Genomic DNA, 15,764 nt, shown 5'->3' on the forward strand with positions numbered 1-15,764 from the left:
CCGCTTTTTCAAGATGACTGCGAAAAACCTCACTGATATTGCCATTTTGCGCTAGCGTTTGAATGATTTCTGTCGTAAACAAGACCCTCTTTCTAGAATTGGTTGTCGTGACTTTATTCTACTAAGAATTGGGTCTTCTTTTTTTATGGTTTTTTCATTTACACAAAATATTTTACGCTCTCATTTTGTTTAGTAGCTAGTAATATAATTGTTATAATAAGAAAAATAATATTTTTAGACATGTATGGTTAATATAGTTATAATGTTCAAAAGGATATAAATAATTATTTTAGAAAATTTTAACTTTATAGAAGCGATGGAGCGGGGAGAATCAGAGTGAAATATAAACACTTAATTGTTCCTTTATATTTTCAGTTGGAGAATATTGAGGGTTCTACATTAAATAGGGTTTTTAAAACTAATAATTGGTTAGATGAATTAAGAAAAATCTATATGGAAGATGTCAATTTATTTTTCAATATTCGAGATGAATTAATTTTGCGCGGCTTTGAATTTGAAGGGGCAATCCAAAATAATCTTTTTCCAGCGCTTGCATTTGAGTACAAACATTATATTCATACACGTAAAGATGACAAAAAATATTTAAACTTTACTGGAAATGATATTACAGGTATACATCGTTTGATTCGAAGATATAATGTAGAGTCCGATAACTTTTTTGAGGGCATGACTATTGAAGGAATCGCACATATTGTCCAAAAAGATCCAACATTACTTATACAATCTTTCGAGGATGCTGATTTTGAAGTTGTCGATATTTATGAAAAAGCTACTTCCGATGAAAGAGCATCTTTTCAACCTATAAAAGAAAAAAATGTGAAAGCAACAGTTTTAGATACGGTTAAATTATCTGAATTGTTTGAAGGCGGTAAATTTCAGCGCTTTTTAAGCTTTTGTAAAGAAAAAAAGGTTCGAAAATTTTCTCAAATAAACATTGACATATTAGAAGAATTCTGTGAACAACCAGGTGTAGGCCAAGGGAAATACAATGCAGTTCTGCAAAGATTAAAGGATTTACAATCAAATAAATTATCACATCTTTCCAATAAAAATGTACGTAATGTACCTACTGTGTCTGATAGAATCATATATTTTTGTGATAACTATTTAAAGCGTGTCTTAGAGGCAAATAATATATCGTATTTAGCTTTTTTAGACGATGTCTACGCTGAGGAAAACTATGCAAAACTACCCGAAAAAATCGATCAATTTAGCAAAGAATTTCCGACATTAAAGGCTCATGCGGAAGCGGTATTTTTACAGCGAAAAGTAGCATCATTAAGAACACATATTTTGGAATTACCCATCTATGAAGAGCTTCAATCATTTAAATGGGCTATTTTAAAAGATTTATTAGAAATTCAACTAGACCAAGGAAAGACAATTGATGAAGATATGCATTTATATGACATTATGGAGGATGATGCATATGCTTTTATTTACGATAGACTCGCATTACAAATGTCGTCATATAAGCCGATAAAGCAAATAATTTCTGAAGCTGTACAGGCGCTTCAAGGAAGAAGTTTTGAAGTGCTAAAAATGCGTGCTAATCGTCTAACGCTTGAAGAAGTAGGTCAGCATTTTAATGTGACACGTGAACGTGCACGTCAAATTGAAAAAAAATGCGCTATAAAATTAGAGCGTATGATAAATCCGAAAAAATTAGATGCCTATATTCGTAAATGTATGCTAGAAGAAAATATACTTTTTAGTGATAAGCTATTTGATTTATTAACAGAAGATGAAGCATCCAAAACGATTATTAACTATTACTTGTCGAAAAATGAGTACTTCCGAATAGAAAATGATATCGTGTTTGATATGGAGGAGAGTGCCTATATTGAACAAGTAGTGCGCACTTTATATGAAAAAGAGCCACGTATTTTATTTGTCGAAGAGCTATTCCAAGAATTAAAGACATCTACTGAATTTGAAGTGAATCTTGGTAAGTTGGATATAGTGATGAACCGTCTTGCTTTCCGACGCGTCAACGACATTTACATTTCCAAATCTGCAAGCCTTATGCAATTTATTACGCATATTTTTAAATATAAAGTAAAAGGTCGTTTAGAAATGACAGATGAAAACTTTGTGTACTTAAACAAATTAATGCGCGATACATTTGATATAGAATTTGAAAGTGGTAAACGAGCGGCAACTGCCCGTATTAGTGATACACCGAATATTGTGCTCGTCGATTCAAATACGTACGTTTATATGGATCTTGATACGTTATCTGAAGAGCTTATCGAACATATTAGCGAAAAAGTAGAGATGTTATTGGAAGGCAAAAATACAATTACAGCTTATACATTATTTGCAAGTGATGAGTCATTTTGGATTCAATACGGTATTGATAAACCGCTGTATTTATATAGCATTATTCAACACTATTTTAAAGATGACTATCAAATTGGTCGGGGTAATACGTTAAGTATTACACGTTTAAATACAAAAATAGAAAATGCAACAGAGGTATTAATTCGTCTATTAAAACAAAATGGCAATGTAATGATAAAACAAGACATATTGAATGACACTCATTGGAAATCTTATAAATTAGAGCAGCTGATTGGCCGTAATCCAAATTTTATGAGTGTCGAAATAGATCAGTTTAAATACGGCGTAAAATTATTTGAAGCATATGGCTTTACGGAAGAAGAACTTAATAGCGTTCGTACGTTTGTAAGGACGTATATGACAGGCGATTATCTCTATACACAGGATTTGATGTTTGAAATGGAATTTGATGATCAAATGAGTGCATTGTTAGCAGACAAAGAAATTTATAAATTATATGATTTTGCGTCATTTATTAAAATGATCGTACCAGAACTAAGAGGCTTCACTCAGCTAATTTACAAAAAAGGGACGGCGATTAAAACAATAGAAGAAGCTATTTTTAGCACATATGAAGAGACACTATCTCGTCAAGTATTAGGTGAATTTTTACGTGATAAAGGTTATTCAGATACAACATTTACAGCAGTTTTGCGGGGTTTATTAGACCAACAATATTTCTATCCATATACAGCTACGACATATATTAATCGTCAGCAGCTGACAATTACCGATGGCATACTACAAGCACTTCAAGTGTACTTAGAGCACCAGCTGGAAGCTACAGGTTATATTTCTATATATGACTTAGTAGGCTACCACAGTTTACCGGCAATCTCTACGTATCCTTGGGAGCCATTTTTAATAGCTGAATTATCGAAAATATTAGGCTATCTTGTCGTTGATACAGTATCTGATTATCGCTACAACAAAATGTTACTCGTCCATCCATCATTGAATATTCAAACAGTAGATCAGCTTGCATATAAATTAATCAAAGAAGAATATGAAGGCAATTATCATGAACAGGATATTGCAACGTTCTTAAAACGAAAAAATTTATTGCATACATCGAATTTAAGCAATGAGATTAAAACGAGCCCATTATTTGAATTTAAAGAATATGGCTTTATAAAGTTAAAAGAGGTGTAGCTTGTGAGTTTAGTCGATCTTCAATTGAAATATAAATACCGTTCCGATCAAGAAAAGCTCTATGAGGATTTTTATGAAAAATGCTTACGAGAAAGTATTTACTATGATCGAGCGGCTGGTTATTTTACGAGTCATAGTTTAAAGCTCATTGCGAGAGGGCTAGAGTATTTTTTACACAATGGGGGTCAAGTGCGGATTATCGCAAATCCTTATTTGGATACAGCGGATATCGAAATGATTGCGCTAGGTTATGAAGCAAAATATAGAGTCGTCGAAAAAAACATTTTAAACGAGCTTGAATTAACAGCTGAAAATATTGAAGGCGATACGTTGAACGTCCTCGCATGGTTGATTTATGAAGGTCGGCTAGATATCAAAATCGCCTTTACAGAAAATCATTCGTTGTATCATGAAAAGTTTGGCCTGTTTAAAGATGCAGAAGGAAATACAGTGTTATTCGCTGGATCAGCAAATGAAACGGTCGGAGGTATGGCAGAAAACTTTGAACGTGTAGATGTGTTCTTGCCACCGCACGATCAGCATCGAATTCAATCAGCAGAAGAAGATTTTGAAAATTTATGGAATGACGAAACAAATGGATTGATCGTGAAAGAAATTGATGCACAGATCAAGCAATATATATTGTCACATCGAGATGTCACGAATCGACCATCCATCCAGAATTTAAAGCGAAAAGGACCGAAGCCGAGAGCGTACCAACTAACAGCTATTGAAGCACTTGTTGACAATAACTGGCGAGGTATTTTAGAGATGGCCACAGGTACAGGCAAGACGATTACGAGCCTTCTTGCTATGCAAAAATACCTGGATCATCACGGACGTATATTTTGTGTGATCATTGCGCCGTTTAAACATCTTGTCGACCAATGGCAGCAAGAATGTAGCAAATTTAATATCGATTTCCCGATCCTCTGCTATGAGTCGACAGCGAAATGGAAAGATACATTAAACACTGCGGTACGCAATTTTAATTTAGGTATTAGTGATGCAGAAGCTGTCATTACGACATATGATACGGCGATGAACCCGCTATTTTACGAGACGATTCAAAAAATACAACGTAATAGTTTTTTAATTGCTGACGAGTGTCATTATATGGGTGCAGCAGGCTTTAGACATTTACCGTATGATCATATTACGGCACGCTTAGGACTATCTGCAACACCTGATCGTTGGTGGGACGACGACGGCACACAATTTTTAAAAGATTATTTCCAAGATGTAATTTATCAATATACGCTAGATGAGGCGATTGAGGCAAATAAGCTGACGCCATATCAATACTTTCCACAAGTCGTTCATTTAACAGAGGATGAGCTAGAACGCTATAATATGTTGACTCATAAAATTATTCAGCATTTTAATAGTACTCATAAAGATGATGAAATGTTAAGCGTGCTCAATCGACGGCGTGCGAAAATTTTAAGTAAAGCCGAGCAAAAAATCCCTCGTTTGTTAGCATTATTGAAACAAAAAGAGGTTCGAAATATTGCACATACGATCGTCTACTGTGCAGAGGGGCAAGTGAACGAATTAACGCGTGCTTTGAGTGATTTAGATTTACGGGTGCATAAGTTTGATTCTACCGTACCGAATAAGCAGCGTCAGCATATTTTACAGCGCTTTGCGGCAGGAGAGATTCAAGTGCTTGTCGCTATTAAATGCTTAGACGAAGGCGTCGATGTGCCGAGTACGAAAACCGCATACTTTTTAGCGAGTACGTCAAACCCACGAGAGTTTGTCCAACGTAGAGGACGTATTTTAAGAAAGTATCAAGGAAAAGTGTTTGCAGAAATTTATGATTTTATTACGTTTCCAATCGATGTAGACGATGCAACGTTTACTTCTGTCGCTAAAAAGGAACTGCCTCGTTTTGCGGAATTTGCGAATAGCTCAATTTCTCCCTCGCAAGCGAAAAATACGATTATGCCATATATTTCACCGTACAATTTAAATCATTTAATGGATATGAAACCATGGGATGTTTATAGAGCAATGAAGGAGGTTTATGATACAAATGATCAATAGCGAGTTATTAAAAAGAATCAATGAATTAAAAGAACCAAACCGTACATTTTTATTAAAGTTATTAGAAGATGTTGAAGAAGTGAAACAAAAAGACGAAGTGCGTAACGCTTTGCGCTCAAACATTCGTGAATATGTAGCGAAGGAGATGAAATCATGAAATTATTAAAAATGGAACTTCAAAATTTCCGACAATATATGGGGAATCAAACGATTGAATTTGCCGATGGGGAGCAAAATATTACGATCGTTTTCGGTGAAAATGGTAAAGGAAAAACCGGTATTTTTAGAGCATTGATGTACGCATTATATGGTAGCACACATATTCAACAAGATAATCCGAAAGAGCCGGTTCACTTAGTTAGTTTCCGGTTGTTAGAAGATTCTAAACGACCCGTTGAAACGTATGTGCGTGTAACATTTGAGCATTTAGGGCGTAAATTTGAAGTTACCCGTACATTAAAAGGCATTAAGCGTGGCGAACGAATTGAAGAGCGATTTAGTAGTGTGAAGTTAGTGGCTTTTGACGAAAATGGCAACTATGGCGCACAAGTGCTAGACGATGAAATTCAAGTGCGTGCCAAAATGAATGACATTTTAGATGAAGAAATTAAAGATTTTTTCCTGTTTGATGCTGAAAAAATTGATACGCTCGCCAAAACAACAGATGATGTGAAAAAAGAAGTACGTACAGCGATCTCAAAGTTGCTTCAAATCAATAATTTAGAGGAAGCAAAAAATATTATTGAACGCCTACAACGTACAGAGAAAAAGAATATTATTGAAAATGCGGGCAACACTGATATTGATAGTAAAGAAAGAGAGATCGAAGAAAAAACGGCTGAAATGGATCAGCAAAAGGCATTACAACAAGCTTTGATCGTCGAACAAAATGAATGTAAAAAATTGATTGACCAATATGAATTGCAATTATCTGAAAACGAAGATATTCGTCGTGTTCAAGATCAATTAAAAGGCTTACGTAATACATTATCATCAAAGGTCGAATATTTAGAGGACTTGAAATCACAATTAAACGAAAAATTACGTACAGATGCTGCATTTTTACTTATGAATGCTACATTCCCAAATGTGACGAACTACTTAGAACAACTAACTCTTGATGATGGTAGCATTGTACCTGCAGATGTATTAGACTTATCATTAAACCAACAGAAATGTGCATGTTGTAACAATGATCTAGCTGTCCATAAAGAAAATATGATCTATGTACAAACATTACGTGACAATTACCGTCGTTCAGAATTAATGTCATTATCAAGTTCTATTAAAAATTTAATTACAGAAAAACAAAATACGTACGATCAATCAGAGCAATCAATTGTCGAGCTACTTCGTAAAATTCATCTTAAAGATACAGAGCGTAAAGAACTTATAAGAGAGATAGAAGTAGTAGAAGCTGATATCGGCACGAAAGCAGGAAAAGAACTGCATTTAGAAGAAATAAAAAATGCACTCGAAGCGCAGCGTGAAAAGGAAAGCGAGACACGCTTAAAAATTGCTCGTACCAAAGATGCGATCGAGCAAGCTGAAAAACAACTAGCTTCTTTAGAAGCCGAGCTATCAGATATGTTTAAAAATACTCAAAGTGTAGCGTTTGATTCTAAAGTATTAAAATATATCGAAAGTATTCACCAAGACATTAAAGATATGACAGAAGAATTTAGCTCAGCGATGCGTCACAATTTAAGTGAATTAACGACGGATATTTTCAAGCGTTTAATTGACCGCAAAGATGTTAACTTAATTAGCAAAATTAACATTAATCATAAATTTGAACTCGAAATTATTGGTCAAGAGGGTATTGAAATTACACAAGATATTTCACAAGGTCAACGCCAAATTGTAGCACTCGCGTTTATTACAGCATTGGCACAAATTGCGAGTGGGGACAATATTTTGATCAATTTCCCACTCTTTATGGATTCGCCATTTAACCGTCTAAGCGGTAACAATCGTGACCAGTTAATTGTGAACATTCCAACATTGACGTCACAATGGATCTTATTGTTAACCGATACAGAATTATCGAGTGAAGAGGAACGGGTATTTAAAGAAAATAATAAACTAGGTAAATTTTATCGTATTGTTCAACGAGACGTGATGGATGCGATTATCGAACCAGTAGCGCTACATGAGCCGCTAACAACAAGGGGGCTATAAGCAATGGACTTTTTAATTGAAAAGCAAATCGTAATGTATACGAGTAAAAAGTATGAAGACATTTATACTTATTTCAATAAAAATTATGATTTGAAATATCATCAGCTATTTTTAATTTGTGCGGCAATCGGTTCAAAAATGGGGACGTCTACGCCACTTGCAGAACGCAGCCGTGAGTTTCGTTCAAATTACTATACGTTAAATGAACGAAATTTAATTTATGCGATGATTTTAAACGACGAGGCAAAAGGGAAAGATTTAGAGCGTTTTAAAGATGATGACTTCCATTTGGAAGCGCGTAAAATGATTGAAAACTATGCTGAAGGCGGTATGGACCTTTTAGTTGAGAATGTTTTTCAAGAAAAGTGGAATGGCTATAAATTAGATGATACTTACAAAAACTATATGATTGACTTGATGATCTATATTTTGACGACGCTCAAAGAAGTGCCATTTTAAATGAAAAAGAGCTTGGGACAAAAGAAAAAATGTGAGGCGATTTTGAAAATCACCTCACATTTTTTTGCTTTCAAGCCTATTAAATGATTTATTTTGCTAGAAAATTACTATTCAAATTTTATGTTTCTTTTAAAAATTTAGTTATGTCCCAGCCTCTTTTCTTAAATTTTTTCAGCTTTTTTCGCAAAATAACGATGTAAACGAAATTCACAAATTTGCTGTACCCATTCAAAAACAATATTTTCATATTGAGAATCAATAGATATATTAAATTGAAAAGTAGCATTATCAAGTGTTGCCAAGCCTTTACTGCTAGAACTCCACTTTGTCATAGGCATCCGTTTTATAAGGTTAGTTACTTTTGCAGGCGACATATCAATTTTATCAATCACACGTCTTGTCGGTTGTGCTAAATAAGAGGCAAAACCAGGTGCTACTTCATCAGCAGTAATTGGGGAATACCATTTACTTGGTCCTCGTTCTAACATGATTTTAAGCAAAAGCATTTTATAACTTTTAGTCATCAATGTTTTTTCGATTTCAAAAATAATTTGTTCTACATTTTCAAATGCTTGAAGTTCTTGCTCGGATAAATCTCCCGCAATTGCTAATAAGTTTACGTAAGATGAAAATTCTTTTGCGATATTTAAATCCTCATATCCACATTGTAAATACATTTCTAAATAAGTAGGGCGTCTACCTAATTCATTTTTCAAATCTTTGAAGGCGGTAATAATTTTTTGGCGGTACGATTGATTTTTTCGAGTCATTTCTTGTAGTAAATCGACAACTTCTAATTCTAAGTTTATTACTGAACCAGCTTGCTCAATCTGTGGTGTAGATTTTAATTTAGCAATATTTTTTTCTGTTAAATTAGGGTTGAGCATCTTTAATTTCCGATCTACATTACGATAATTTCCAAGAAAATCAATAATGACACATTTTTCTTTCCCATCAGCTAGTCTGAGTCCACGTCCAATTTGTTGTGTGAAAATAGCTAAAGATTCAGTAGGACGGATAAAAAGTAATGTATCTACTTTTGGAATATCGACGCCTTCATTAAAGAGGTCAACAGTGAAAATAATATCTAGTGTACCTTCATTCAATTGAATACGTGCATTTTTTCTTTGTTCATGTTTACTTTGTCCGCTTAAAGCAATTGCTTTCATTCCTCTTTGCTCGAAATAATGTGCCATAAAATTTGCCTGTTTAATTGAAGAACAAAAGGCGATCGTTCGAGTTTGTTTTAATTCCATCCATTTTTCATAAACATGCTCGATCACATCTTCTTGCAGTTGCTGGTTTGTTAAAGCTTCTTCATCGTAACCATTTCCTAACCATCGAATCTGATTATAATCAATTTCATCTTTTACCCCAAAATAGTGGAAAGGGGAAAGCCATTTATGAGCAATCGCTTCTAAAAAGTGAATTTCTATTGCTACATTTCCATCACAAATGTTATAGACATCTTTATTATCTAGGCGATCAGGCGTAGCTGTAATGCCTAATAAAAATGCAGGGTCAAAATATTGAAGTAAACGATGATAAGTAGGTGCAGCTGCATGGTGGAATTCATCAATGATGATTAAATCAAATGTGTTTGGTTCAAATTTCTCTAAATGTTCTTTTCTTGATAATGTATAAATCGAGGCAAATGTCATGTCAGCATCAGTGTTTTTTTCTTGTCCGCTATAGAAGCCAGTTGAACGTTTTGGATGCACATGGCTAAATGCTATTTTAGCTTGTTCTAATATTTCTTCTCGATGCGCGACAAAGAGAACACGTTTATAATTTTCGGCAAAGAAAGCAGCTAAGTATGTTTTGCCCAGCCCAGTTGCTAAAACAGCCATTGCTTTACGATGACCTTCTGAAGTTGTTTCTTGCAATGCTTGAAGCGCAATCTTTTGTGCTGGTCGTGGTTCAAATGTATATGTGGTCATAGGTGTTTCCATAACTGTTTCTTTTTCGATTGTTGGGCCATACATCAAATCTGTTGCCGCTTCTTTATCCCATTTTTGAGCAATCGGTATTTTTTGATTAGCTATTTCATATCTTTCACGATATGTGTCGATTGTAAAAGTATTAACAGGTACTGTATTTTCAGCATAGAAGATTTTTTCAAATTCATCTGCTGCCTGTTCGTATACGTCATTGTTTACTGTATGCAAGTTCCATTCGACACCACGTGTTAAAGCAGATTTAGACAAATTAGATGAGCCTACAATAAGATGATGATTTTTTGAATGTCTGTATAAATAAGCTTTAGGATGAAAAGAGATACCATGCGTTTCATATAAACGTATTTCTGCATGAGGTAAAGTATTATGCAAAATACTTAATGCTTCTGGTTGTGTAATGCATAGATAATCACCTACGAGTATTTGGATATCTGCACCTCGATCATGTGCTCGTTTTAAAGAATCTAACATTAATAGAGCGCCTGATTTCATAGCAAAAGCGATGATCCAATTAATTTGTAACGCTTCCTCATTTAAAGTGTTTAGCTCTTTCATTAAATTTCGAGTAATTAAATTCATCTAGCGATCCTCAACATCGATTAAATAAAGACCTTTTTCAAATCCGCCACGCTTTTCTTTTTTATTTAAACGAACCTTTTCTAGTTCTTCAAAAGTGACTCCATATACTTGTAATGCTGCATGTAACAACTCTAAAATATCAGCCATTTCTTCTATGGCATCTGTATGTGTTGTCGTTTCATCAAATTCTTTTACTTCTTCATATAATTTTTTCTTAATTTCTGTAAGATGTTCTTCTGGTTGTAAAACGCGAGAATGATAATATAATCCATCTGCATCAATAATATCTAAAATCCGATCACGAATTAATTTGTTGTATACTGGCATTGTAAAATTCACCCCATCATATTTTTATATCTTTATGATATAGCGAATTACTAATTTCTACAAATAGGTTTGTGATAGTGAATTGGATGGGGGATATATCCATAACCAATTGTATTGATTAACTTAACCGATTATAAAATATGTTTTACAAAATTTTAAACGAATAGAACTCCTCATATATTTACATAGAATGATTTAAATCTATCATTCCTAATTATTTCATTAATTGTTAATGTGTAAGTAGGAGGGATTTAAGTGAAAAAAACATTATTAGCTGTGGCAATAGCAGTGGGTCTAAGTACAGTCGTTATGCCATTACCAGAGCATCAAATTATAGCAAATGCTAAAACGATAAAAATTGATAAAAAATTTGCGAAGCATTTAAAAAAGGGAAAGTTGCCAGATTCTAAAGGAGCAGTTGGAATAACGTATAAGAAACTCAAATCCTTAGAAGTAAAAAGAGGATACCATTTAGTGGATGGTAATGTATATCAGCGTTTTGATCCAGAAGAGAATCCGGTTTATTATTTCGAATATATTAAAACCTATACTCCTAAGAGTAAAGATACAGTTAGTAAAATTAATAAAGTATATCCAAGTGTCTCATTTAAAAAATCTGACGTTATTAAATCAATGGGGAAAGCAACGAGTATAAAAGGTTACGGGAAAAATTTTGAAGCAAAGTATAAATATAAGAAGTATACCGTTACAATTACTTCTACTAGCTTTTATGACTATGGCTACTTGATGGAAAATAGTGTTATCGAGATTAATCAGAATGTCTCATTCAAAGATACTATTGATCTTCTGTTTTAATATAAATATCTAGTTAGATAGAAAAACTTCTTTTGATACAATATTTTAGCGTTATAAAAATTTTCCCTGAATAAAGTCAGCGATAAATAAATTATTTTAAAGGATTGATTCCCTTGAAGCACCGCACCAACAATCTGTTCAAAAGACCATGTCGCTACTAGTTTTTCTTTGATGACTTTACGTGGTCTGTTAATAATCTTTTACATATGCGAGATGACGATTTTCCAACTTTGGATTGAGCCATCTGTACAAAATCATTGGCAGTGTCGGTTCATAATATACGACATTTATAGTGTGTTAAATTATAGTTGAAATAAGTGGCGAAAATTTTTATAATGCTGTAATAAGGAAACATATTGGTTCGAACCTATAGCTCTCATAAAATTCCTAGAGGATTCGCACCAGTAATTTATATGTAAAAAGAAAATGTTGGTTTAAATTTTATTTATTTTTCGCTTTAGAAAAATATAATTGTTAAAAAGATGATCTTTTTAAATTGAATTATCATCTTTTGGCAATCGCTACCTATCACTGGTAGCGTGGGTTGAAATGAAAATGATGAATCAGCAGCACGACCATCAGATAGTCGCTACCTATCACGGGTAGCGTGGATTAAAATCAGCATAATATTATTTCTTAAGACACTCATATTTGTGGGTGTCTTTTTTATGGATAATCGATAGTATTTTAAATAGAGAAAAGCACCGCTTCCTATTTCTGAAATAGTGTTGAATTTTGAAGCTGTGTGCTACCACTTGCACCGTAACAACTTTGTTACAATTATTCACAGTAAAAAAAGAGCTCATACATAGGCTCTTAAAAAGTAATTGTTCATTAAAAATCAAAATGGCACCGTCAATAATTTTGTGTAAATGGCTCAACCCAAAATTGGCAGATCGTCACATTTAGCAATCGAACATCGCTTCTAATTCGGCACGGGCTTGGTCAAAACAGAGATGACAATGTGCAAGAAAGCGTGTGCGGATATATTTCAGAAAGCATCGTTTCCATACCTTTTAAGCCATCTGAAATAAACAGAAGGACCTCTTCCATTCTACGTTCACGGAAGTCTTCCAATAGCTCACGCCATACATGAACAGACTCGGTCGGCGCAATCGTCTGTTGACGAAAATCGCCATTGCGATCACGTGGGATTTCCAGCTTTAAGTCGCCATACTCCATGTGCAGCGTGCGTTCGTATACACCATTTCGTGAGTTGCCAAAGTTAAAGCCAATGCGATCGTATTTTTCATAATCCAAAAACGCCGTTAATTCCTGCGCTAACAGCGTATTGACCGCTTTTTCAAGATGACTGCGAAAAACTTCACCGATATTGCCATTTTGCGCTAGCGTTTGAAGGATTTCTGTCGTAAACAAGACCCTCTTTCTAGAATTGGTTGTCGTGACTTTATTCTACTAAGAATTGGGTCTTCTTTTTTTATGGATTCTTTCATTTACACAAAATATTTTACGCTCTCTCATTTCAACATTGTAAACATTCCACCGTACATAAGGAATTGGAATAATGTTCTCCTGTATATGAGGTTATGAGAAAAAATGTAATCTTATATTAAACAAAAAAACAGCCTATTAAGCTGCGTTTTTGTTTAATATATTTTCTTTTAAATTACGATAAAAGTTCACGTAGATTATCAACATAATCTGTATGAACATAGCCTATTTTCCCTTTGTAAATAACTTGATACCAAGGAGAGTTATAGTTAGCCTTGCTAATGTAAATATCTTGATTGTTTTTATAAGTACCAATAATTTTTGATTTTGTACTTTTAGAAGCACGTACGTTTAAATTGACACCTTTGCTTGTTTTAGCTGAACCAATAACAAATACAGCTGGTAACTTCGCTACGTATTTTTTACTTACATAACGTTTTTTCCCTTTGTAAAGAACTTGATACCAATCTTTATTATAGCTTTTAATAACTTTTACTTTATCGTTAAATGCATATTTTCCAACTACTTTAGATTTTGTACTTGCACTTGTACGAATATTTAAACTCGCTGTTAGAGTGTCTAAAACAGCGTATTGTGTAGTAGTAGCCACTGCAGCCTGAGCACTCGTAGCAGACAGCGTAGAAGTTATCATAACAGCTGCTATACTTAATTTCCCAATATGTTTCATATAATAATCATCCCTTCAACTTTTATTCATAATAATAACATATATATTGTAAATAAAGTAAATAAAATACTAATTAATTTAAATATTCATATTTCTAAATGCTCATATTGTATAAATGGAAAAAAAAGAAATAATTATTGGTAGAATAAAATCACTATATCATCGCAACCAATATTCATTTTTTTCGATTTGGTTGTGAAATTTCGTTCGTTTTTTTACGCCTGCAGATGTCGTTGCTTTTACATTTTCTTTCACACTAACTTCATTTGTAATAGTTGTTGCGCCTAAAGTTGTGAGTAATAAACTAGATGCCAATAATACGACGAATTGTAATATTAAGTGCACCACTCAAAATGACAATCTGAAATATTAGATACGAAGTCAAAATCTATTTTTCGTAACTTAACCAACAAACGCCGTTAACGCTGCACTTATCGCCAAAACAAATGTAATAATGGATAAAATACCAAGTACGCCACGGTCTGCTTTAAACGACTTAATGCCGACAATAAGCATTGTGATCGCCATTGCTAAAATCATATATGGTTGAAAGCGCTGGTCTTCTGTAATGAGCGAATAAGTTGCCAACGTAACTGCGACAACAATGGACATGATATGTAAAATATGAAGCAAAGGACAACCTCCTATACTATACTTGTATAATAAGTGATGGAGTAAAAGAAATGAGGTGCTGGAAATGCGTGAAATATTTGGGCCACTTACTTTTGCAGAGCAAGTGAAGATGGTGATTGGGATTAATATTGTGGCTTTTATCGCTTCGTGCTTTTAAACAGCTTTTGATCCTTTTTGCCTAAGATGGAAAGGATCATTGCTAGTGGGGCAACGAACGGTAAAAAAGCAAACAATCCGACAAAATAGAAGATCGGTGCTAATGCACAAATGGCGCTCAATAGCATTGTGATTTGAGATTGCTTTAGATAACCGATATAGAAGCTGACGAAGCCTATTATAATGAGGAAGATAAGGACGATAGAAAGCATTTGTTCACCGCCTTTTCATGTAGTAATTTAATTATACATTATTTCCCTTTTAAGACAAAATATTAATAATTCAAAAGCCTGTCGTATGTTATTTTACGACAGGCTTTTGAACATTATAATAATAAGTATTTTACTTTTGAAACAAATAAATATGTCTGGTTGTTTTCTACTGTAAAGATGGCTACATAGTCGCCAACTTTATAATAGCGGTCAGTCGCTGTCACTTTTAAAGGGTTACCAAAGTATTTTTTTAATGAACTCGATGTAAAAGTATAATCAAACAAGCGCTGTACAGATTGAACTTTTGATTTATTATTGAAATTTTTGTTGTTAAAGAAGTATGCATCTAGATAAAGTGGGTTTCCTGCATATTTTTTAGAACGTGAGTGTGCATAAAGTAAAACATCGTTGTCGCTTGTTACAAAATAAGCTGGTGCTACTTTTGTAAGTTTGCTATAAGTCATGCCGATTTTCCCTTTTGCATTTGGAAATTTTCCTTGTTTCATTGCTTTTGCTAAACTCGCGGTCATTTTCTTTTGTGTAACTTTTGCTGACGCTTCAATTGGTGTCTCTAAGGTAGCCGTGGCAACCGTTGATGTGCTGAACATAAGGACAGAGGCTAATAATAATTTTTTCATAGATTTCCCTTCTTTCATCTAAGTCTGAACTTCATTTTAAAGTAGTACGTGCATGATTTATATTAAATATTTGTTATTATTTTACATTTATCATTTCTTT

Annotated in this window: 13 protein-coding genes and 1 pseudogene; 6 read left to right on the forward strand and 8 right to left on the reverse strand. The window is 33.7% G+C overall.

All coding sequences use genetic code 11. The features are described 5' to 3' along the window. Window positions 1-336: 336 nt before the first annotated feature. From KMHG_RS12260 to KMHG_RS12280, 5 genes are read left to right on the forward strand one after another with little or no spacing between them, the layout of a single operon-like run. On the forward strand, window positions 337-3,516 hold the full coding sequence (locus tag KMHG_RS12260; protein ID WP_147608212.1) for a sigma factor-like helix-turn-helix DNA-binding protein: 3,180 nt from the start codon (window positions 337-339) through the stop codon (window positions 3,514-3,516). A gap of 3 nt (window positions 3,517-3,519) precedes the next feature. After that, a complete protein-coding gene (locus tag KMHG_RS12265) occupies window positions 3,520-5,565 on the forward strand; it encodes a DEAD/DEAH box helicase family protein (RefSeq protein ID WP_010289922.1) in 2,046 nt (681 codons plus the stop codon). Next, window positions 5,546-5,722: a hypothetical protein gene (locus KMHG_RS19135; protein ID WP_154647375.1), complete on the forward strand. Its 177-nt coding sequence runs from the start codon at window positions 5,546-5,548 to the stop codon at window positions 5,720-5,722. Before KMHG_RS12265 ends, KMHG_RS19135 begins: the two co-directional genes overlap by 20 nt. Further along, entirely contained in the window at window positions 5,719-7,746 is a 2,028-nt protein-coding gene (locus KMHG_RS12275; protein WP_010289923.1) for an AAA family ATPase, read from the forward strand. The genes KMHG_RS19135 and KMHG_RS12275 overlap by 4 nt, the downstream gene beginning before the upstream one ends. Before the next feature lie 3 nt (window positions 7,747-7,749). Continuing rightward, window positions 7,750-8,205, forward strand: a complete 456-nt coding sequence (locus KMHG_RS12280) for a hypothetical protein (protein ID WP_010289924.1) — start codon at window positions 7,750-7,752, stop codon at window positions 8,203-8,205. A gap of 161 nt (window positions 8,206-8,366) precedes the next feature. Here the strand turns inward: KMHG_RS12280 and KMHG_RS12285 are convergent, their stop codons facing one another. After that, the gene (locus KMHG_RS12285; RefSeq protein WP_010289925.1) at window positions 8,367-10,742 is read right to left on the reverse strand and encodes a DEAD/DEAH box helicase family protein; all 2,376 of its coding nucleotides are present in this window, start codon (window positions 10,740-10,742) and stop codon (window positions 8,367-8,369) included. Next, entirely contained in the window at window positions 10,743-11,069 is a 327-nt protein-coding gene (locus KMHG_RS12290) for a nucleoside triphosphate pyrophosphohydrolase (protein WP_010289928.1), read from the reverse strand. It abuts the gene before it with no gap. A gap of 255 nt (window positions 11,070-11,324) precedes the next feature. Between KMHG_RS12290 and KMHG_RS12295 the strand changes: the two genes are divergently transcribed. Then, on the forward strand, window positions 11,325-11,885 hold the full coding sequence (locus KMHG_RS12295) for a hypothetical protein (RefSeq protein ID WP_010289929.1): 561 nt from the start codon (window positions 11,325-11,327) through the stop codon (window positions 11,883-11,885). Window positions 11,886-12,866: 981 nt separating this feature from the next. On the opposite strand, the pseudogene KMHG_RS12300 reads toward KMHG_RS12295, so the two are convergent. The 6 genes and pseudogenes from KMHG_RS12300 to KMHG_RS12325 form a co-directional block, all read right to left on the reverse strand. After that, a pseudogene (locus tag KMHG_RS12300) lies at window positions 12,867-13,262 on the reverse strand (transposase); the annotation flags it as partial. A gap of 250 nt (window positions 13,263-13,512) precedes the next feature. Continuing rightward, window positions 13,513-14,025: an SH3 domain-containing protein gene (locus tag KMHG_RS12305; protein WP_010289931.1), complete on the reverse strand. Its 513-nt coding sequence runs from the start codon at window positions 14,023-14,025 to the stop codon at window positions 13,513-13,515. Between the two features lie 159 nt (window positions 14,026-14,184). After that, the gene (locus KMHG_RS12310) at window positions 14,185-14,370 is read right to left on the reverse strand and encodes a hypothetical protein (RefSeq protein WP_147608214.1); all 186 of its coding nucleotides are present in this window, start codon (window positions 14,368-14,370) and stop codon (window positions 14,185-14,187) included. A gap of 57 nt (window positions 14,371-14,427) precedes the next feature. Next, window positions 14,428-14,658, reverse strand: a complete 231-nt coding sequence (locus tag KMHG_RS12315) for a hypothetical protein (protein WP_010289933.1) — start codon at window positions 14,656-14,658, stop codon at window positions 14,428-14,430. A 137-nt stretch (window positions 14,659-14,795) separates the two neighbouring features. Continuing rightward, a complete protein-coding gene (locus KMHG_RS12320; protein ID WP_010289934.1) occupies window positions 14,796-15,026 on the reverse strand; it encodes a hypothetical protein in 231 nt (76 codons plus the stop codon). Window positions 15,027-15,139: 113 nt separating this feature from the next. After that, on the reverse strand, window positions 15,140-15,664 hold the full coding sequence (locus tag KMHG_RS12325; protein ID WP_010289935.1) for a hypothetical protein: 525 nt from the start codon (window positions 15,662-15,664) through the stop codon (window positions 15,140-15,142). Window positions 15,665-15,764 lie beyond the last annotated feature (100 nt).

Source organism: Kurthia massiliensis (assembly GCF_000285555.1).
GTDB classification, from domain to species: Bacteria; Bacillota; Bacilli; order Bacillales_A; family Planococcaceae; genus Kurthia; species Kurthia massiliensis.